14 protein-coding genes are annotated in these 20,498 nt (G+C 39.2%); 1 reads left to right on the forward strand and 13 read right to left on the reverse strand.

Features of this window, described 5'->3' with window-relative positions; translation table 11 throughout:
- Positions 1-9: 9 nt before the first annotated feature.
- Complete coding sequence (locus tag GKR71_RS15535; protein WP_036949898.1) at positions 10-1,275, forward strand: amidohydrolase; 1,266 nt, start codon at positions 10-12, stop codon at positions 1,273-1,275.
- Positions 1,276-1,341: 66 nt separating this feature from the next.
- Here GKR71_RS15535 and GKR71_RS15540 read toward each other — a convergent pair whose 3' ends face one another.
- From GKR71_RS15540 to GKR71_RS15600, 13 genes are all read right to left on the reverse strand, one after another.
- Complete coding sequence (locus GKR71_RS15540; protein ID WP_154634532.1) at positions 1,342-2,583, reverse strand: Zn-dependent hydrolase; 1,242 nt, start codon at positions 2,581-2,583, stop codon at positions 1,342-1,344.
- Positions 2,584-2,981: 398 nt separating this feature from the next.
- Positions 2,982-4,808: an FUSC family protein gene (locus GKR71_RS15545; protein ID WP_154634533.1), complete on the reverse strand. Its 1,827-nt coding sequence runs from the start codon at positions 4,806-4,808 to the stop codon at positions 2,982-2,984.
- A gap of 222 nt (positions 4,809-5,030) precedes the next feature.
- Entirely contained in the window at positions 5,031-5,315 is a 285-nt protein-coding gene (locus GKR71_RS15550) for a helix-turn-helix domain-containing protein (protein ID WP_036949907.1), read from the reverse strand.
- Positions 5,316-6,227: 912 nt separating this feature from the next.
- Entirely contained in the window at positions 6,228-14,594 is an 8,367-nt protein-coding gene (locus GKR71_RS15555) for an Ig-like domain-containing protein (protein ID WP_154634534.1), read from the reverse strand.
- Between the two features lie 328 nt (positions 14,595-14,922).
- Entirely contained in the window at positions 14,923-15,348 is a 426-nt protein-coding gene (locus GKR71_RS15560) for a YbaY family lipoprotein (protein ID WP_036949911.1), read from the reverse strand.
- 26 nt (positions 15,349-15,374) lie between these two features.
- A complete protein-coding gene (locus GKR71_RS15565; RefSeq protein WP_036949913.1) occupies positions 15,375-15,803 on the reverse strand; it encodes a winged helix-turn-helix domain-containing protein in 429 nt (142 codons plus the stop codon).
- 336 nt (positions 15,804-16,139) lie between these two features.
- Positions 16,140-16,625 (reverse strand): hypothetical protein, encoded by a 486-nt coding sequence (locus tag GKR71_RS15570; RefSeq protein WP_230082483.1) that lies wholly within the window; start codon positions 16,623-16,625, stop codon positions 16,140-16,142.
- Entirely contained in the window at positions 16,615-17,295 is a 681-nt protein-coding gene (locus GKR71_RS15575) for a hypothetical protein (RefSeq protein ID WP_154599843.1), read from the reverse strand. Before GKR71_RS15575 ends, GKR71_RS15570 begins: the two co-directional genes overlap by 11 nt.
- The gene (locus GKR71_RS15580) at positions 17,273-17,824 is read right to left on the reverse strand and encodes a hypothetical protein (RefSeq protein WP_036949918.1); all 552 of its coding nucleotides are present in this window, start codon (positions 17,822-17,824) and stop codon (positions 17,273-17,275) included. The genes GKR71_RS15575 and GKR71_RS15580 overlap by 23 nt, the downstream gene beginning before the upstream one ends.
- Positions 17,808-18,563: a type III secretion system inner membrane ring lipoprotein SctJ gene (gene sctJ, locus GKR71_RS15585; protein WP_108478662.1), complete on the reverse strand. Its 756-nt coding sequence runs from the start codon at positions 18,561-18,563 to the stop codon at positions 17,808-17,810. The genes GKR71_RS15580 and sctJ overlap by 17 nt, the downstream gene beginning before the upstream one ends.
- Before the next feature lie 3 nt (positions 18,564-18,566).
- Positions 18,567-18,863 carry a type III secretion system inner rod subunit SctI gene (gene sctI / locus GKR71_RS15590; RefSeq protein ID WP_036949923.1) on the reverse strand — a complete coding sequence of 99 codons (297 nt, stop codon included), beginning with the start codon at positions 18,861-18,863 and terminating at the stop codon, positions 18,567-18,569.
- A 67-nt stretch (positions 18,864-18,930) separates the two neighbouring features.
- Positions 18,931-19,242, reverse strand: coding sequence for an EscF/YscF/HrpA family type III secretion system needle major subunit (locus GKR71_RS15595; RefSeq protein WP_036949926.1), 312 nt, complete (start codon positions 19,240-19,242; stop codon positions 18,931-18,933).
- Positions 19,243-19,255: 13 nt separating this feature from the next.
- On the reverse strand, positions 19,256-20,449 hold the full coding sequence (locus tag GKR71_RS15600) for a PrgH/EprH family type III secretion apparatus protein (protein WP_154634535.1): 1,194 nt from the start codon (positions 20,447-20,449) through the stop codon (positions 19,256-19,258).
- Positions 20,450-20,498 lie beyond the last annotated feature (49 nt).

The following is a 20,498-nucleotide window of genomic DNA, read 5'->3' on the forward strand; positions in this document are numbered from 1 at the left end:
GGAGATAACATGTCAAATATTACATTAGAACAACTGACTCAATGGCGTCGTGAATTCCATCAATACCCTGAAATTGGTTGGTCTGAGTTTTTAACCACAGCAAAAATCGTTGAAGAACTGCGTCGTTTAAACTTGGACGTCAAAGTGGGTCCGCAGGTGATCAATCCTGAATATGCCTTTGGACGTCAACAGAAAGTGGTTGATAAAGGTTTAGCGGTGGCGAGAAAGCACCAAGTTGATGAAAATCTGCTGGCTGAAATGCAGGAGCTGACAGGGTGTGTTGCCATTTTCGATAGTGGCAAAGCAGGACCGACAATCGCACTGCGTTTTGACATTGACTGTGTCGGTGTGACAGAAAGTACTGATGAAACCCATCGCCCAAAAAATGATAATTTTAGCTCTTGTCATCCTGGTGAAATGCATGCATGTGGTCATGATGGGCATATCGCGATTGGTTTAGCGGTCGCGCATTGGCTAGTAGCAAATAAAGAGAGCTTATCTGGCAAAGTAAAATTGTTATTCCAACCTGCGGAAGAAGGCGTTCGTGGTGCGAGAGCGATGGCTGAAAGTGGCATTGTGGATGATGTGGATTATTTCTTAGGGGCGCACTTAGGGTTCATTGCCAATAGCGGTGAAATTGTGATTAACCCAACCCATTTCCTCTGCACAACAAAACTGGATTTTCGCTTCAAAGGTGCACCATCCCACGCAGGAGCAGAGCCTGAATTGGGACGTAATGCGCTAGCCGGCGCTTGTCATGCTACAACGCAAATGTTGGGAATTTCAAGACACGGTAAAGGAATGTCGCGCATTAACGTTGGGGTACTGAATGCCGGTGAAGGGCGAAACGTGACGCCATCTTATGCTCAAATGCAGATAGAAGTCCGCGGCGAAAATGAAGAGATTAACCGCTTTATGAGCGAAAATGCGATTCGCATGGCAGAAGGCTCCGCACACAGCTTCCAGCTAGAAATGGAAAGTGAAGTGATGGGAGAAGCGGTTGATTTAACCAATGACCAAGAGTTGATTGACACCTTGGCTAGTGTGGTAGGGCAACATGGGGAATTAACTGCAGTAGCGACTCGACCGTTTGGTGGTAGCGAAGATGCCACTATTTTGGCAAAACGCGTCCAGCGTCACGGGGGTAAATCTCTGTATTTTGTTGTCGGTGCTGACAGAACCGCAGGGCATCACCAAGCTAATTTTGATTTTGATGAAAAACAGATGTTAACAGCCTATCAGCTGTATACCGGATGTTTGGTGTCATTAATGTAATTTTTTGGTGATAGGAAAAAGCCGCTGAGAGTAATCTCCCAGCGGCTTTTCTATTTCGCTAAGGCTTTATTTTGCTAATGAATACAGGGTATCTTTCAATAGATTAGCGGCAATAATGATGTCGTCGAAATCAGTGAATTCATCAGGGTGATGGCTAATTCCATTTTTTGATGGTGTGAAAATCATTGCGGTTGGGAATTTTTGGGCGAGATTCATAGAATCATGACCCGCACCGCTCAACATGGTCATATAACCGATGTTTTGTTCAAGGCAATGCTGTTCAATACACTGACAAATCTCGTTATCTAATTTCACTGGTGCTTCTGCTGAAATTTCACGAATTTGAATCGAAACATCGTTGTCTTGTTCAGATTTTCTAATGGAATTTTTCAAGTGAGTGGCAACGCGGGCAATACTTTCTGGTTCAATGCCGCGAATATCAACCAAGAAGTTCACTTCACCGGGAATAACGTTCATGGAATTTGGATATACATTGAGTTTCCCAATGGTACCGACGGTTCCCCATACAGATTCACGGCAAGCCGCTCGGTTCACATCGCTGATTATGGCGGCGCTGGCCACTAATGCATCGTGGCGTTGGTACATTGGGGTGGCGCCGGAGTGATCTGCATGCCCTGTAACCTGAACTTGGAAGCGGGTTGGAGCGGCAATTCCGTTCACAATTCCCACTGATTTTCTTTCAAGTTCAAGGCGCCGACCTTGTTCGATATGCATTTCGATAAAAGCTGAATAATGGTTATCAGCCAATTCGCACTGTTCAATTTCGTGGCTTGGATAACCAAGGCTATCGAGGACATCGAAAAAGCTGCGTCCATCATCATCTCGGTTGAGAGCCCATTTTTCACGATCAACTTTCCCAAGTAACACTTTGCTACCAATACAGGAAAAACCAAATCGGCTGGATTCTTCCGCCCTGAAAATGACGAGTTCAAGGGAGCGGGATAATTGCTGTGGCTTAAACTGCATCAGCGCATAAAATCCTGCCACGACACCAAGTGTACCATCATAAGCACCACCATTAGGAACCGTGTCCAAGTGAGAGCCAGTGCCAACAGCAGGCAAATCGGGATTTTTTCCCGGTAATCGGCAAAAAATATTCCCTATCGCATCTTGGCGAACAGTAAACCCAGCTTTTTGCATGGTTTCTATCATGTATTGGTGTGCCAATTGGTCTGTGGGTGTATAAGCCAAACGTGTCACACCTTTATTTTCAGGATAAACAGTAAAGGATGCTAATTTTTCAAATAATAATTTCATTTCATTAGTAGAAAATAATTCCCTAGTCATGAAAACCTCTTTCATAAATTGTAATCAGATATATTTAAATGTGTTGGAATAAATAGGATTGAAAATAAAAAGCAGAAAAGTATAAAAATTATTATGAGTACTACTATGCAAATAGAAATGGAGTAAGTCAAACAGAAGTATGAAAAAAAGAAGGTTGCATGATATTTATCAAATTACTGATATTAAACGAAAATATAACAAATTTTACGTTTGTAACAGATTGAAGTTATTAAGGGTTAATTTAAATATTTTTTAAATTAACCCTCGATTTTTTCATTATTTATTGATGATATTTTGGGGTTCTATAATTTAAGTAAGAGATTTATTTTTTTTAATCAATTTAGAACGGTAATTTATTTTATTGTTTTCAATCTCTCGCTGATTGTTATTTTTTATATTCAATTGTTAGTTTCTAAATAATGCAAGTAGAGATGAACATCATTATACAATTGACGTAATTCAGCACTGTTTTGTTGTCTACGTAATAGTGTTTTCAACAGGCGGTGAATTTTTTCAACATTAGGCTGTGGGTGCTGCAAACGTAAAACGAGTCCTTTTAGGGCTCGATTGTGTGATTCAGAGGTAGAAAACTGTTTATAAACTTGCATCAGATTGAGCCAAATAGCGTGGCGAACGGCAAAAAATTGTATTGTTCTATCAAATGGATAATCACTTTTACGCGCCAATATTAACCCGCTAAATAGGCGATGGCTCATCTGTGATGTTGATGGTTTTTGTCCGGTAATAATCTTATTAAGACCTAATTTAAATTGTTGTTCACTGAGTAAAATAAGGTTTTGGTAACGTTTCTTCGGATTTGTTGGGTAAATCCAATAAAAAGCCCCCATCGCGACTAACGGTCCACAAATAATGGCGATGGCATTACCGAGGCTTTCTGGAAAACTTAAGGTAAAAGGGTAGCTTGGTTGCAGTAAGATCAAAGAGACCATGATGTAATCAAAGGCAATTAAAATCAGTTTTTTGTGGGCAAAAACCAAAATTCCACTGATGATGACGGGCACAATGAATAAGGTCATTTGCCATGATGATGATGCAAATGGCCATAGACACCAAGTACAAATCAACGCGGCAAGTGCTCCGAAAGATTGTCCTGTGAAGATGTTTTTCATAAACCTAGCGGGGTAATCGAGGGATGCGAACAGAGCGATCATCACCGATAACCCGAGAGTTAAATATGCCAGTGCTTGCCACTGGGTCACTAGCCAGAGTAAGCCTACGGTGGCAATGGCAACGAACGAGCGCGCAAAAGCTTGCCAAGCAGCAATGCGATCATGGTGGAGCTTTAGCTTATCTACCCGGTATTTTGCCTTGATAGCTAACCCTTTTGACACGTAAAACAGTGGGATAAGAAGATTTTTCAATACGCCATTCGGGCATAGGGATAGGATATGTTTCCATTGTAATTCAGTCGGTTGTGTTGCTGGGAATGGAAATGCAGCTATCCCTTTAAACGTATCAAGTTGTAGCAAAATCTGGCTTTGCGCGAGTAGTTGTTGGCGGGCTTTTACGACTTGTTTACGGTGATAACGCCATCCAATACGGTTGGCTTCTAACTGCTCATCATAGGCGGCCATTTGCTGCCATAAGATGTCAATGTCCTGTTGTTCAATAGACTCTTTTCTATATAAAGAACGGTGCAAAATCTGGTAAAACTGCTGATCAATTTGTTGTTTGAGCGCGATGATAGAGGCTTGTTCTCGTTTAGGGGTAAATAAAAAGTTAAACAAAACTGCGCATAATACGCCAACTAAAATAGTCCAAAATCGATCCCATGCAACGGCAAAAATATTATCGGTGGCATGAACGCTAAGCATGCTCACCATCACCGCTGAGTAACCTGCCAAAAAAGTACCGTAGGCTACAAAGCCTTTTTGTAGCTGTCCGATACCGCTACATGTACCTAACCACCCCGCTAAACTGATCACAAATAATAATGGGCTGATTAGGTGAATTTGAATGAGAGCAATGCCAGCAACGACACCAATAACAGTACCTGCAAAACGCCACCAACTTTTTTCTAATAAGTTTTCACGCCAAGGTTGCGCGGAAGCCCATACAGTCATTGCTGCCCATTGGGGGTGAGTAAGTCCTGCATATTCAGCAATAAATAGTGCAAGAATGGATGCGCAGGCGGTGATTATTGCAAAGCGTAAACGGTCAGAATCAAATCCGAATCGCTGTATTAATGTAGTTGGCTGTGACATGGTTTTTCGCAGATGGGTGAATAAAACTGCGTATAGGGTAGTGCTTGTGGTGATAAATCGCAAACAGAGGTGGAAAGCGCCAATATTGGAAAACAGAGCTCGAGGTAAAATAAAAAGTAAAAGCCTTAAAATAGGCTTTTACTTTTTATGCAAGAGCATCATATATGGACTTTTTTAAATCAAAAAATAGTTGAAGTTAATACGGAATACCGATTACGCATATTATGCGTAAGATTCAACTGATTCTTGGATTTTATTTTCGTATTTAGTATCTTGATTGTCTTGAAATACATCACAAAATATATCACTGATATTAACATCTAATATTTTTGTTACTCTAGCTAAGCAATCAATATCAATACGATTAACACCTCGTTCATAACGGAATAGTTGTTGTTCACTGATATTGCATTCTCGTGCTAATTGAAACACAGTATAACCTTGAGACTTTCTTAATGACTTGATTTTTTGTCCGACAGCATAAGCGACAGGAAATTTTCTATTCATAAATATTCTCTATTAAATTATATTGTTGAGATAACAATCAATGTGAATTTTCAGATTTTATAAAAGTGATTTAATATAATCTGCGCATTTTAATTTTGGGCTAAATATATAGTGACCCTCAAGTGCCACTCACTGAATGATATACTATCCTTATAATTGTTTTCAATTAGTCCCAAAATGACGTCTAAAATATATACATGTTTACGATTATTAATTTTAAATATTTAACTAAAGAATTATTTTTTCATTTTCAATGGCTTAAATTTAAATTCCTGCAATGTTATAACAAATGTAAATTTTAGTGTATTGTTTTTGATCAATATAATTTGTTGTTAATTTTGATTAATTCAATATATAAACCCAAAAAAACAGAAAATAAAACATTAACAATACAGGATTTCTATATTTAATCTCTGTGATTTAGCTTAATTGTTTTTGGTTTTTGATTTATTTCATAAAGACATCAATCTAGGAAGATCGTTATTTGATCAATTTTTTTATGATTTTATGAAATATGTATATTCATGGCATCTTAATAAAGATCAAAATATTTTGATTTCTATTTTCTTTTTTTTGTTTCTAACGTGATAGTTATTTTAGTATCAAAGATTTGGTGAGCAAGTGGGAGGTTTGTATGATGATTAAAATTAAAACTTTGCATTAATCATTTTAAGTCAAATAGTACTAAATTGTCTGCCACTTTAGTAGTAAAGGATTTCCGATTTTAATCTTTGCAGTATAAATATTCGTTATACGGCTATCAATAAAGTAATAAATTTCAGATTATGATTTTCGCATATTTTAAAAACCTCCAAGATCTTACGTGTATTTACTTAGTGATTGTAATTTGTTGAAAGAGGTAAAGCGGGAGGGTAATAAAAAAACAGGGTGCAAAGCACCCTGTGGAATAAGTTAATAACCACTCCAATAGAATGGGGTTTTGAGTTCAGACTGTAGACCTGCAAATTCTAATATTGTGGTGAGCTTTCCGCTACCATTATGATTCATATAACATTCATCTTTTATTGGCTGATTGCTAATCTGTGAGTAACTGTACTCGTATGTATCTAGACCATTAGTGGGTTTTGTCAGCGTTGGATACGTTATTCTATTTGAGCCAAATGATTCGTTCCCGCTATATTCAGACTTCAATATCTGATGGCTCACCTGAATATTCTCTAATAGCTGTTTTCCTGATAACCCAATCTGTACTTTAGGAAATATAATCGCTTTACGATGGTTGTTGAACCAAGAAATGCTAGTAATTGGGTTACAACGATTAGCGTTATCGACTACGTCGTCTCCAACAATGTAAGCGAAAGTCCTATAGCTAATAGATAAGTTTCCGATATCTTTGGGTTCAGTTATAACAATAGGAACATCAACAGCTTGGATTCGGTTTTCAATTTTATGTTGGGACTTACCTATTGCAATAATTTCAACTTTAACTTTTTGGTTCGTTTTCAAGTAGCTTTGCTTTGGCTCATAGGTATTTGAACGCGGACCGCTAGTCACTGATGATGTGGCGCTATCTGTCCCACCATCTGGTTTTGTTATAACGATTTTGACATCGGAAGGCATATCAAAATCACTTGTTCCTGCGACAGACCAGTTAACTGTTAGGTTATCGTCGGTATAAACAGGGGACCAATAAGCCGAATTAGTTTCTTGATTGCCATTATTGCCATAAGAGATTGAATTTATAGTAATTGCAGGCTTCGTGTACACCTTGACCTTATAATCACCGCTACTTTGCTCAAAGTAATCATTGGCTTTTACTGTCATGGTTAAATTGGCTTCGCCTTTGCCTAGGCTTTGAATCGAGCCATTTTTGGCAATACTAACGACATTATTGGCTCCTGAATTCCATTCAATATCTGCTTTAGGTGGGATAGCTACACTGGTTTGTTGTAGGTTAAAAAGATTACGCTGATCCGTGATTTCTTGTTCTTTCTGGTTAAAATTCACATTAAAACGTGCTTTTGCGAGGTTATAGGTAATATCTTGGCTTTCAGAAACAAACTGATCTGTCTCTTTGGAACGCACGGTCAGTTTTGCTACTCCAGGCTTGACCTGAGTAATTGCACCAGAAACAGAATCTATTTGAGCGATATTGGTATTTTGGCTGACATATTCGAGAGGAATGGTAGTGACATCCGTATTACCGAATGAGGTTTGAATATTGTGAGCTTGGTTATCTGACCAAATTGTGGAAATAGTGTCTGCACTGGTTAATGTCAAGTTTGGTTTGGCTTTTTCAACATCCACCTCATAGCTAGCCGCTGCGGATTTATATATACCATTTCCATCGATACGCGCCCAAATTTTGGTGCGTCCCGCTTTTTTCAGTTTAACTTTCCCTTGCTGGTCAACGGTAGCAATACTGGTGTTATCACTGGACCAAACAGGTTGAGCACCGTTTGGCAACCCTTTAACAACCTGACCATTATTTACGGCGGAAGAGTAAGTCAGACGCTGTTGCATGTTGTCAAAACGTAGTGTTGGGTTAATGGCATCGACTTTGATTTCAATCGGGTTAGCAATGGTTTGATTGCCCACTTTTGCCGTGACTTTAGCGGTGCCTTGCTTCGTCGCAGTGGCTGTTGCACTGTAGCTGCCATCTTGGTGATTGGTGACTGGACTGATAGTAAAATCCTGAGCAGGGACATTACTTGTAATATCAACCGTTTCATTCAGTAAGGCGTTGCCAAAATCATCTTGCAATTTAACCGTGAACAAGGTGCTTTCAAGCCCATCTGGACCAATATCAGTTTTAGTGGTCGTAAAGGTAGAGTTAGTGATGTTTACAGTACCGGCAAGGACGTTAACCACACTGGCTTTTTTATCTTCGCTTGCGGAAAGTGCTGCTGTCATCACTAATGCACCTACGGTATGGCTGGTGACCGAAATTTTAGTGTTACCGTTAATATCCGTTATTGATGAGTGTGGGAAAGGTTCTGCTTTACCCTGTAAGTGCCATGAAACATTCACCTGCGGCACTGGGTTATTGAACTTATCCACAATTTTGGCGGTATAAACTACGCCTTGGGCATTACCCGCCTGAATGTTATTGGTGCTGGTATCTAAGCTAGTGATTACACTGGTGGCTTTGTCACTAGTCACATTCAACGTTAAGGTTTGCGATAATGCACTGCCGTTGAGATTGGCTGATAATATGGCAGCGCCTGTTTTATCACTGCTCACAACGGCGTGATACACCCCTGCCGATGGCATCGTTACTGGAGCAATTCTTACCTCATTGTTATTACTACTGATTTGAATAGCAGATATTTGATTGGTTAATAAATTACCAAACTGATCCTTTAATATCAGTTCAACCGTCGCAGGTTGACCCGCCACAATTGTGGTAGGGGTTATATTGAATACTGTTTTACTGGTATCAATCGTACCTTGTGTAAAGGAGATAGTTGGGGCGGTTTTAGTATTTTGCGATGTTAAGTTAACGGTAATATTTGCATAACCCACATCACTACGTTGAACGGTAACTTCGCTGCGTCCATTAGCATCGGTGGTTGTCTGGTTATCCGAAAGCTGGCTGCCATCGTTAGCCGTCCAGAATACGGGAATACCTGCGCCGAGCTGATTGCCGTTAGCATCTTCAAACTGGGCGCTGATAGTGACTTGATTACCGACGGTTTCAGTTGTTTTTGAAACCTTGATATCACCACGTACCTGTGCGCTTTGTGCGTCAGCAATCACAGTCAGAGGGGCTTTCTGGTTCAGAGTCACACCATCAACCAGGACGGTAATGTCTGTATTACCTGCTTTGGTACTGTGTAACTTCGCACGATAGGTTCCTACAGGTGTTACCTCTGTGAAAGTCGGTGAGTTTGCTAAGCCCAAATCAGTTGAGTAATCTAGCGTGATTTTATTCGCCAAGTTACCCAGTCGGTTACCAATATCATCTTTCAGCGTAACGGTAATTTCAGTTTCACCTGTTGCTGCTGTTAATGATGGCGTGCTCAGAGCAACAGTGGAGGCGCTGCTAGAAACGTTCCCCGCTAAGAACTCGATATTTTGAACGGTTTGCTTAGTATTTTGACCTAAAATGGCGGTTACGCTGCCTTTTCCAGCTTGTGTGCTAGTTAAAGTAATTTGGGCAATACCGTTATTATCTGTATGGCTAACGGGTTGTGATAGCTCACCAACATCACTACGCCAACCAATCGCAATACCCGCAGGTGCCAGATTATTGGTGGCATCTGTAATGGTTGCTTGTACGGTAATGCGGCTGATGCCATCAGCAGGAACCGTAGCCTGACTGGTGATGTTCATATCCTTGATGAGCGCAGTGGCGCTGTCCGCGATTAAACCGAGGCTTTTTTGTTTAGAAACAGCACCATTTTTAGCAGTAATATCAATGGTATCTGCAAGATTACCACTCACTTTAACTTGGTATTCACCTGTGTTAGCAAGCTCTTTTGAGTCCGTGAATGTAATGGCATTGTTGTTACTATCCCAATCAATTCTTTGCCCTGTAACTGGGTTATTCCATTGGTCACGTAAGGTCAACGTTGCTGTTGCTTGTTCACGGTTATTCGCCACAATAGTTTGTGGTTTAATTTCAAAGAAACTATTTAGTGAGTTTGCATCGCCTGCAATAAATTGAATTTTTTCCTGTGCTTCACGGCGGTTAAGCAGTTGTGCAGTGACCGTCGTTTCTCCTGCGATATAGCCCGATAGTTCAACGGTCACTTGCCCTCGATTATCAGTACGGGTTGTATTTACACTTAGCGTGTTGTTATCACTGAGCCAAGTTACTGGTGTTTCAACTAATGGGTTGTTCAGGTTATCGACGACGGTTGCTGTCAGTAATACTTTTTGGGCTTGTGGCCGAATTTGCACTTGGTTAGCTGATGATGCAATCGTCACTGTCGCGGTCGTATTATCAGCGACCGCTTTTACGGTGCTCGAAATCGGTTGTTGGTTACCGTTCGCTAATACTGCTGCAACCATAATATTGTTGGCAGCTTGGGAGGTAGACAGCGTGGCGCGAACCAATCCATGGCTATCTGTTTTAGAGAACGGTGTGATTACGGTGAGTTGGGCACCATTGTTCGTCTGTAATTGAACATCTACACCTTCAACAGGGTTGCCGTAGTTATCTTCCACGAAGACATAAACATCGGTTTTATCCACGCCATTAGCCACAATAGTTGATTTCTTGACGTTTAACGATGTGATTTGAGCTTGGGCTTTATCGGCAACAAAATGAATTTCTTTGGCCATTTTCCCATCGCCATTTGTTGATGCTGTCACGATCACCATTTCAGCTTTTGTGCTGGTAATGGTAGTGGTCGTTTCCCCTTGGGCATTGGTTTTGGTTTTTGCTTGGCTAAATTTCACTTCTGATGCACTTAAGTTAGATAGCCAGTCGGTATCAACATTAGAAATAGGGTTGTTATTCGCATCCACAATTTTTGCTGTATAAGTGACGGTCATTTTGCCATCAGCGAGATACTGATTTTTAACTTCTGGTATGACTGAACTGACTTTCGCCGTCTGTATATTTGCCGTAAATACAACGGTTTTATCAAACGATTTTCCACCGACAGTCACCGTAATTTTTGCATCTCCTGCTTGCTTGCTGGTGATGGTGGTTTTTGCCACACCTTGGTTATCTGTCATCACCTTTTGGTCAGCCAGAGAACCGTTATTGGTTGCAAATTGAACTTCAACATTTGGAACGACGTTGCCATTAGCATCCGTCACGGTGATCGCAATTGGATTGCCTGTTACACCATTCGCAACGGATGTCATTGAGCCAACAATGATATCTGTAGGTTTAATTGTTGCAGTGGTTGAATCCGGTAAAAACGTAAGGCTAATGTCTTGTGATGTTGCGTTAGGTGTTGCCGCCGTGATCAGGACATCACCTGAAACGGTACTGGTGACTTGAGTCGTAGCAAAACCATTGGCATCAGTGATACTGCTGATTTCAGAGAAGCTAACCTCATTGCCGTTCTTATTTGATGTCCAATTAACCACGGTATTTGGCAGCGGGTTATTATTGGCATCTACAATCTGTGTTTTGACTTCAAATGGCTTATTACCATTGGCAATTTGAGGAACGGTATTGGTTGTCGGTTTCACAACCTGTGGAGTGTTTTTATCTCCAACAAATGAGATAGTCTGTTTAACATCTTTGCCATCTACGGTAATCGTCACGGTAGCATCTCCAGCTTTATCGCTGGAAATAGCGGTTTGTGCGACTCCTTGGCTGTTAGTGGTCACTTTGCTATCAGCTAATGTTCCTTTATCTGTAGCGAATGCGACCTCAACATTTGGAACTGGGTTGCCTTTTGCATCCGTCACAGTAATAGAAATGGTATTTGCCGAGTTGCTGTTCGCGACAGTGCTTGTCTGGGATACATGAATATCATTCGATTGCACCGCAGCTGTTGTGGTATCAGGTAAGAAATCCACTTTTACTTCTTGTGGTGTAGCATTCGGTGCTGTGGCGGTAATGATGATGTCCCCGGTCACGGTACTGGTAATCGTGGTGGTTGCTAGACCATTAGCATCGGTTGTGGTGGTTTGTTGCGTAAACTGAACATCATTGGCGTTTTTATTTGAACTCCAGGTCACGACCGTATTTGGCAGCGGGTTATTATGGGCATCGACTAATTTCGTGGTGATTTCAATCGGTTTTTTACCATCGGCGATTTGCGTTATCTGGCTGACGGTTGGCTTTGCGATTTGTGGTGTTGATTTATCTCCCACAAATTGAACTTTATGTTGGATGTCTTTGCCATCCACAGTAATCGTCACATTCGCTTCACCCGCTTGCGTACTGGTTATTGCGGTTTGTGCAACTCCATTAGCATCCGTTTTTACGAGAGTATTGGCGAGAGTTCCTTTATCCGTTGCGAATTGTACATCGACATTTGGTAATGGGTTGCCAAATTGGTCGGTAATGGTGATAGATACCAGATTGGGTTTTTTCCCGTCAGCAATCGAACCATTTTGAGTAATGTTAATATTTTGCGGTTTCAGCACTGAAGTGGTGGCATCCGGTATAAATGTTAGCGTGACGTCTTGTGGAGAGCCATTTGTTGGTGTTGCCGTGATCGTGACTTCACCAGCTAGTGTGCTGGCGATTAGAGTGGTGGCATAGCCGTTGTTATCCGTTGTGCTGCTCACAGGGGTGAATATCACTTTTTGCGGATCTTTGTTGGAGCTCCAAGTCACCACACTATTAATGATAGGGTTACCATTCGCATCTTTAAGCTGTGTTTTAACTTCAATAGGTGAATTTCCGTTAGCTAACTGGGGCGTTTGCGTATTGGGCGTGGGCTTTGTAGCTTGAATTGTTGCCGTATCTGCAACAACGGTCACTTTAATTTCAGGGAAGACAGCATTACGGGCTTTGGGAACCAGTATAAAGCTTTCAGGCTTAGTGCCTGCGGTTAACGTCGCTTCATATTGTCCAGCTGCTAAGCGGGTAAATGGGCTTATGGCGGTGTACTTGGCTGGTGGAGCTGCTTTTAGCCCTTTAGCTGGCATCGCTCTCTTCACTTTTCGAGTTGTTGCTCGCTCAAGCGTAATTTCTTTAGCTGCGAGATCAATGACATTTCCAGCTTTATCTTTAATGGATAACGACAATTTTTGGCTGCTTTTACCGTTAGCGATTAAATCAATTCTGCTGGATGAAACGACACTTTTTAGGGTGTGAATAGCTGGTTGAGTAACAGAAACTCGGACAATAGCTTTGGAAGAGGTATTTCCTTTCTTGTCGATGGCAATGGCAGTAATGGCGTAATTGTTCGCATTTTTGATATTTTTATAAGAAGGCAACACAAGGCTGTATTGACCATTTTCATTGAGTATGTGTCCGCCTGCGGCAACCAGTGCTTGAGCATCCCATTTTATGTGACTTAACCCATATTTGCTGGTCACTGTGAAATGTAAAGGGATCTTTTCCCCTGCGTAGCCCGTGATAGAGTCCGTTATGTTTAGGTGGATGACGTCATTTTTTTTATAATCCAGAACGATATGGTTGTTACGACTGACGAAATCATAGCGATTGCCCATCAATGAACGAAATGCATTGACGGATTCCGGATCCAAATGTTGCTTCAAGCTTTTGCCAAATTGGTAGTTGAGTTGTAAACCAATTCGCGAATCTTTCTTGCTGGCTTTTCCTTGGCGATGTTCCGCATTGAATGTGATTAATGGAACCGGAGTATAGTTAAGACCGATATTGATGGAATACGGATCACGTTGTAAATTTTTGGTGCCGAATAGCGCAACATCATCACCATAATATTGTTCGTAAGTGAGCTTTCCACCAATATGTGGATAGGTAGGTAACCAACCCTCTGCGCGGAGATCCCATCCATTAGATGGTCTAGCTGAATGATCGGTTAATTCTCGGGCATTGCGCCAGCTGCTAAGACGATGGTAGCTGTTACCTGACAATTTTAAGAAGTCACGACGATATTCAACACCTAATCCTAAACGAGAATGACCACGTGAAATATCGTAGTCAAAGAAGGTATTTCCGCCAACCATTTGATTTTCACCATACCAACGTGCCCCAAAGCCGAGGTTGGTTTCAATGCGCTGTTCTTGACGATGAAAACTACCTTGAGTAAAGAATAAACTTTCTTCGTTTTCATAAATTGGCAGCAGCAAATCAATTTGTGAATTTTTTAATGAAAATTTCTTATCCGCAACCAGCTTTATTTGTGAGCTACCAAAATGATTAAACCAATCTTGTAGATAGCTGCTTGCTGTGGTTGTGATTATCTCTTGGGTAAATGCTTTGGTTTTGTGATGATTAGGCTGCTTTGTAAAAAATTGGCCCGCTTTGGAAACAAACTGCGCCAGTTTAATTTCTTCTTCACTCGATGCTTCTGGTGGAATATAAACAGGTTTTTCGTTTTCCCATTCTAAAGTTGGTAACGGCGACATAGGAATATCTAGCTCATCGCCGGCTTTTAGGGTCTCGAAACTTTGAGAAAATGTTCTAAATTGATTAAGCTTACGTAATTGCTCCAAACTTATATTATATTTTTTGGCAATACTCTGAGTTGTTTCTCCCGCTTGTAGTGTATATGGCTGAGTTTCTCTTAAAGTAAGCGTATTTTTTTTGGGTAATAAAAACGTGCGTTGTTGATGGTTTTGCTCTGTAAATGCATTGGCTGCGACAGGTGCAAAAACTGATACTAAAGGAAAACTAATCTGCGTTGCAATATTTATCCACGCAATAAATGTAACATGATAAGGAATAAAATCCTTAGACTTGCGATTCATTAAGGAACTCCGAGAATATAGGGTTAATTAAATATCGTTGATGAGTATTTTAAAAATCCCTGATTTATAACAGTCCTTAAGATTTTCACAGTCATTAAAATAAGCTGCCAATACTCAACATCATTCGATTTATATTTGAATGAAGTATATTTACTTTTTTAAGATCTATTTTTTGAATAATTTGGAATTTTTCTTCAAAGAAAAGTAATTCCAATGAATTCTAGTGATGACTAATTCTTTGTTGTGTCGATTTATGCATTTAGCAATTTTTCATTAGGCATTAAAGTATTTAAGTGCTGCAGTTACTGATATTCTCTAACCTAATAAATCAAATAGAATTTACTTTTAAAGAAAATCTTTCAGATTTAGATTGATTTAATGGAGTAATTTGATTACTCATCATCAGTAATTCACCCTTTTTTTCAACTCTCACGCTTAATCCAAAATAGTGACCTTGGGTTAATAACGGTTCCGGTAAATTAATGGAAAAATTAACCGTTCTCGCTGATTTTCTGGTTGTCATAGTATAATCATAATGACTTTTTTCAGAGTAACTGTTTCCGTTTATTGGGGTGACCGAAACGGTAATTAGCGCATCACTAGGAATATCGATAGATTGGCTGTAAACATCACCTTGAATATTAAATGTATTTCGATTTTGATTTATTGGGTTATTACAAGCAAATAGAAATAAACAACACGCTAAAATAAAAATTGAATGTAAAATAAATTTTGATATAGCAATTCTTGGCATGATTTTTCTTCTTTTATATGAATAATTTATTGATATGAGCGATTAAATACTTTCTGAAAAAAACAGCGAACATACGCATACATGTTTTTTCGCTCATTAACTCTTGATAAAATTGGCATTTCTGATTTTTCGCCAGTATACAAGATACCAATTCTGGGCAGTGTCATGATAAGATTTTCATCTAACTCAACTTTCTTAAATGATTGTCGTAATTGTCTGACTAACTTGTAGTAACTGCTTTCAGTCACGATAGTTCCGCGCTTTTCCCAAATTTCATGCATCACCTCTCGCTTGCTATTCGTTTTTAATAACAACAGTTTTAAGAGGCAGGATTCATTTTCAGATAAATTCACGGTTCTTTTTCCGCGAGATAGCGTTCTCTTCAGAGGGTCATAAACGACTTGACCACATAAAAGCATCATTGGCTCTATTTTATTGTATTCCATGTTATTCATAATATTTCCCACAGATATAGTTCAATATAAAATTAATTATCGACATCGTAATCATCAGTAAAATTATGTTGAATATAAAAAAACAGTAGGGTAATGAGTTAATGAAAAATTAAGGCGTTTTTTTAAATTCGAACAATGTGTTTTGGTGATGTAAATTTAAACTACTATCTGTGAGTGTATATATCAATTTCAAATTTATTTTTTTTATGTTTTTTAAAAAGGAGGGAGTTAAAAAGCTTAGGTTATAAAAAATGTACTCTAAGCTTATAAATATTCGTCGGTGAGACGCTAAGTAATGAACTAATCTAATAGTACAAGGTTATCTAATCATTATGGTTATATGATTGATGAATCTTCATCTTCATCGCCATCAAGATTGAAGCTAGTCATGTTTTTATTCAATTGTTCAGTAAATGGAGTATTCATTAAACTTATCGACATATAACGTTGAATAGCTTTAGTGAAATATTTATATAAAGCAGGGTCAGATTCAGATGAAGACTTTAATGTTTGAACGATTTGAGTAATGAATGATTCTTTATCATTACGGTTCAAATTCACCATGGTTTTAAACACCAATGCGAATCGTGTTTTATCACTATCTTGGTGTTTAAATTCACTAATAAAACTTTGTATTTTAGTGTTTTTATCCTCAGAAATGTGGGGGATATTTTTTTCCTGATAGTTCTGTATCTCTTTCATGTTGATATGGGAATTCCAAAGGGTACTCATTTTAGTGTGTAGGTCGGATAGACTCGATGGCGTATTGCCATGAGTACGCGAAGCTGACAAAGTATTCAGCAAATTAGAGTCAATTTTCATATTTTCCCCTCCTTGTTTCTTCTTGTTGGAGTGCACGTTCTTGTTGGATTAGCCGTTTTTGTTGAATTAATAGTGCATAAGCTTGTTTGTGTTGTTGCAAAATTAAACAACGGGTCGAAATCGGAAAAATATGCGGTAATATTTTTTCTGCCGCCAGTTTCGGCGAGAATTGTGTAATTTCGTTATTCACTTCTAACGTGATTGAATTATCGGGGCTAGTACATATTTTGGTGCCGTTAGCTCTAGTGCTTATCTTGGTTTGCAAGGATGCCGGTATGTGTAATTGAACCTGGCGAGCTTCGGATTGTAATTGAGCAAAGTGTTCTACCACAATTTCTTGTAGACGCGCGTCAGTAAACAAACCGATGAGTAATTGAGTTAATTGGCTTTCTGTTTGGCTCACCTGATTTTGGTATTGGGCTTCACTGTCATTGAGGGCACCAATAAAATCATTCAAAAGCTGTGTTAATCCATCTTGGTAGCCTTGTTGATAGGCAATAGTATGAATATTTTTCTCAGACTGTTGAGCTTGTTGAATATGTGCTTTGGCTTTTTGATGTGCCTGTTTAACAACCGACTGGGCATATCTATTGGTGTCTAAAACCGGATACTTAATCAGCACATTTTCAATTAAAGTCTGCTGGATATTAGGTTGTGTGTTCTCTGACATAGCGGCAAGTTTCTTCAATAATATTCCAAGGTAGCAGAGTGGAAGCCGTGTGAGGGATCATCTGCTGTGTGCGGTGGCTAAACATATATTTTGCGCGGGTAGCATAGCCGTGACTAAAGGTGTTTAAACACATCAAAAGCTGCTCAGCGCCTAATGCAAGTAAATGCTGAGGCGTATCGATGGTCTGTGTTATGTCTTGCCATGAAGGGTGGCTAAATTTCTGATGCAATTGTCTATATTGAGATAGCTCTCCCCACCAAGGCAGAGGGCCTGGGTACTGAATAACCCCCAAACCCCACGCCACAGAAGGTAATAATGACCAATTTTCGGCAAGTATCTCGGGTAATATCAACGTTTTTTCATCGGGTAAATCTAATTGATATTGCTCAATAAGCTGCAAGTTTTGCAGCTGTTGTAGCGGAACGGGTAGCTGATGATAATGCTCATCAACGAACTCCGAGTGAAAATAATCCCCCGGTGCTAAAAAAATATTTTTTTGGTCAATCAGCAGCTTACTCAATTGGGGCATGATTTGATTTCTCCACCTCTTCTTCATTTTCATCGCTTTGTTTATTGTTGCGATGGTATAGATACAATCCAAATGCAATTAGCATACCGATTAATGCAGTGATTAAAGCAGAGGCAATCACTGGATTAAATGCTGGGGTTGGACCATTTTGGGTTTGATACAGCAGCGGAGGGCGGTTGACTATCACAACAGAAACATTGTCATAGGTGGTTTCGGCAAAGCTATTATTGAGGAATAACTTAATCTTATTCATCATCACTTTTGGGTCTTCATTACCTGAGTAAGTCACGAGACTGGAAACTTTTTGCGCCTGTTTTACGGGACCATTACCTGAGATAGGGTAGCTCACATGGACTCTCGCATTGACCACATTAGGAATGGTTAGTAGAGATTGCTCAAGCCGTTGTTCAATCAAAGATAATAATCGTGTTCGTTCAGCTTGCGGTGAGGCAACCAACGAATCTCCAGGAAAGGCATCAATAATTTCCACTGGATTTTTGGATGGCAGGTTGTATTGACGTAAAAGATCCACCGCAATAACAAAATCGTCAGGTGCTACGCGAATCGAGTCTCCATTTTTAGAATCCTGTTTACGCTTAGCATCAACCCCGTGCTCTTGCAAAATCGCAAGCACTTCGTTGCTTTGGCGCTGGCTTAAATTGCTCAGTAATAGCTGGTTATCACAGCCGAGCAGTAAGCTAATAAACCCGATTAATAGGAATTTCTTTAATATATTCATGGTCTATTGTGCTTTTAATACCGTATCGATGGCAGAAACACTTTTATGTGTGAGTGTGCTGACCATATTCAAGGCGAGGCTGTAATTACCGACTTGGTTTTGTAATTCCAATAATTTAGCGGGGTCGCTTGGGTCAACGGTATTCATTTTCTCCAGAAGATCCGCTTTTTCTTGGCTCACAGAGGTCGTGTACTCAGCAAATAACTGTTTCACTTTATCTTCCAATGGGATAGCCGCTGGAGTAACAGGTGCCATTTCAGCGATATTTGATAATACTGAAACAGGATTAATAGGTAACATAAGTATCTCCTATAAAAATAGAGCATCAGGATCAGTGATGCTCTGATGTAAATTAAACGTTGCGGGCTTACACGTTACGAATAATGGCTTGCGCCGCATCTTTAAAGGACTTCATTATGTTGCTTTGTAATTGACGTGCCATATTATAGTTACCGCTTAATGCTGTGATTTTACCCAGAGTCAGCGGGTTATCGACTTCCAGATTTGGGTTGTCGATCATAGACTTTAATTCATCAGCGATAGTTTTTGTTCTTTCGCTAATACCTGCGGAGCTGCGATACATCATGCCCCATTTATTATCTGTTGCTATGGTAGATGCTTGTTCTAATGCAGATGCATCCCAATTACCATTTGCATTACTAATGCCTGGAGTTGCCATATTTATTACCTCATTAATTAGGTTGATTTGAGTTAAATAACCAATGATTATTACCTAACAACGTAATACCATTAGAATTGGTGATAAACGATTTTCCAGCCAGTTCATTATTGGCAAGGGAGACGGAAAATTGAATTTGCTTGGTTCCCCACTTTTGACTAAATGAATTGGTGAAGCTAATTAAAGAGAGAGTCTGTTTATCATTTAAACTATCTCTTATAACAAAGATAATGTAGTTACCTTTGGTTATTCTTTGCCATTTCACATTACTTTCAGTCAATCCTAACTCTGCTCTCTTGATGAGTTCATCAAGAGGAATCTGTACAAGTTGGCTTTGGTTATAACAACTGAAGTAACTAGATAAAATGCGATTAATATTTTTATCATCATTATTCGGTAGTGGGTTTTTCACGACTCGAATGACGGGTTGACAAGGGTTGCTAATGTCAACCTTTAATAAATTGGGTACAGTATCTATTAACTTATCTTCAATTTCTTTTTCAAGAAGGTTTATTTTTTTGATGGTATATTTTTCTTGATAATCTGATTTTAGTAAAACTTGACGGCTCCAGTCTTCATCTCTTTGCGATTTGACGAGAATAAGTATTTCGCCATTTTTATTCTGCGTATAGATAATAGGGTAATAGCTTCCTTTTAATATATTATCTATATTTTTAATCTGTTTTGCAGCGTTATTTTTTGGATTAATTTGGAATTCAACGAATAATATAAAAATAACGACAAATGTTAATAATAAAACAAAAAGCCATTTCTTATTAAACTTTGGTTTCTGTTTTATGGCAGTGGATCTATTTTCTGTAAGCGATAGTGATTTAGATGACAATGGTTTTTGGTCTTTTTCGGGGTAATTCCATTCAGTATTCAATAGCTTAATTACGATTGGAAAGGTGTCAATGAGCAAGATTTCTTGTAGTGTGACAGTGAGGTGACGACTTTTTCCATCTTGTTTAAGATTAATTGCAAAATTATTACTATGTTCGTCATGAGAAACAATAGAAAACTCGCACTGGGTATGTTCGCTAGGAATATAATAGGTTGTGAAACCGTTTTCATCTATTTCAGTTTTGTATTTAGTATATTGCCCAACGATAATAAGATTTTTATCGATGTTAATCATTAGCTCTTGACTATTCATCGAACCACTAATGATTTTCATTATGCAGGTGTGGTATTTTTTTTCTATCATAAGATAATCTCAATTAATAAAAAATAGCGAATCATATTGACTTCAATGC

This window comes from Providencia sp. wls1922, from assembly GCF_009706505.1.
In the GTDB taxonomy this organism is placed as follows: Bacteria; Pseudomonadota; Gammaproteobacteria; order Enterobacterales; family Enterobacteriaceae; genus Providencia; species Providencia lanzhouensis.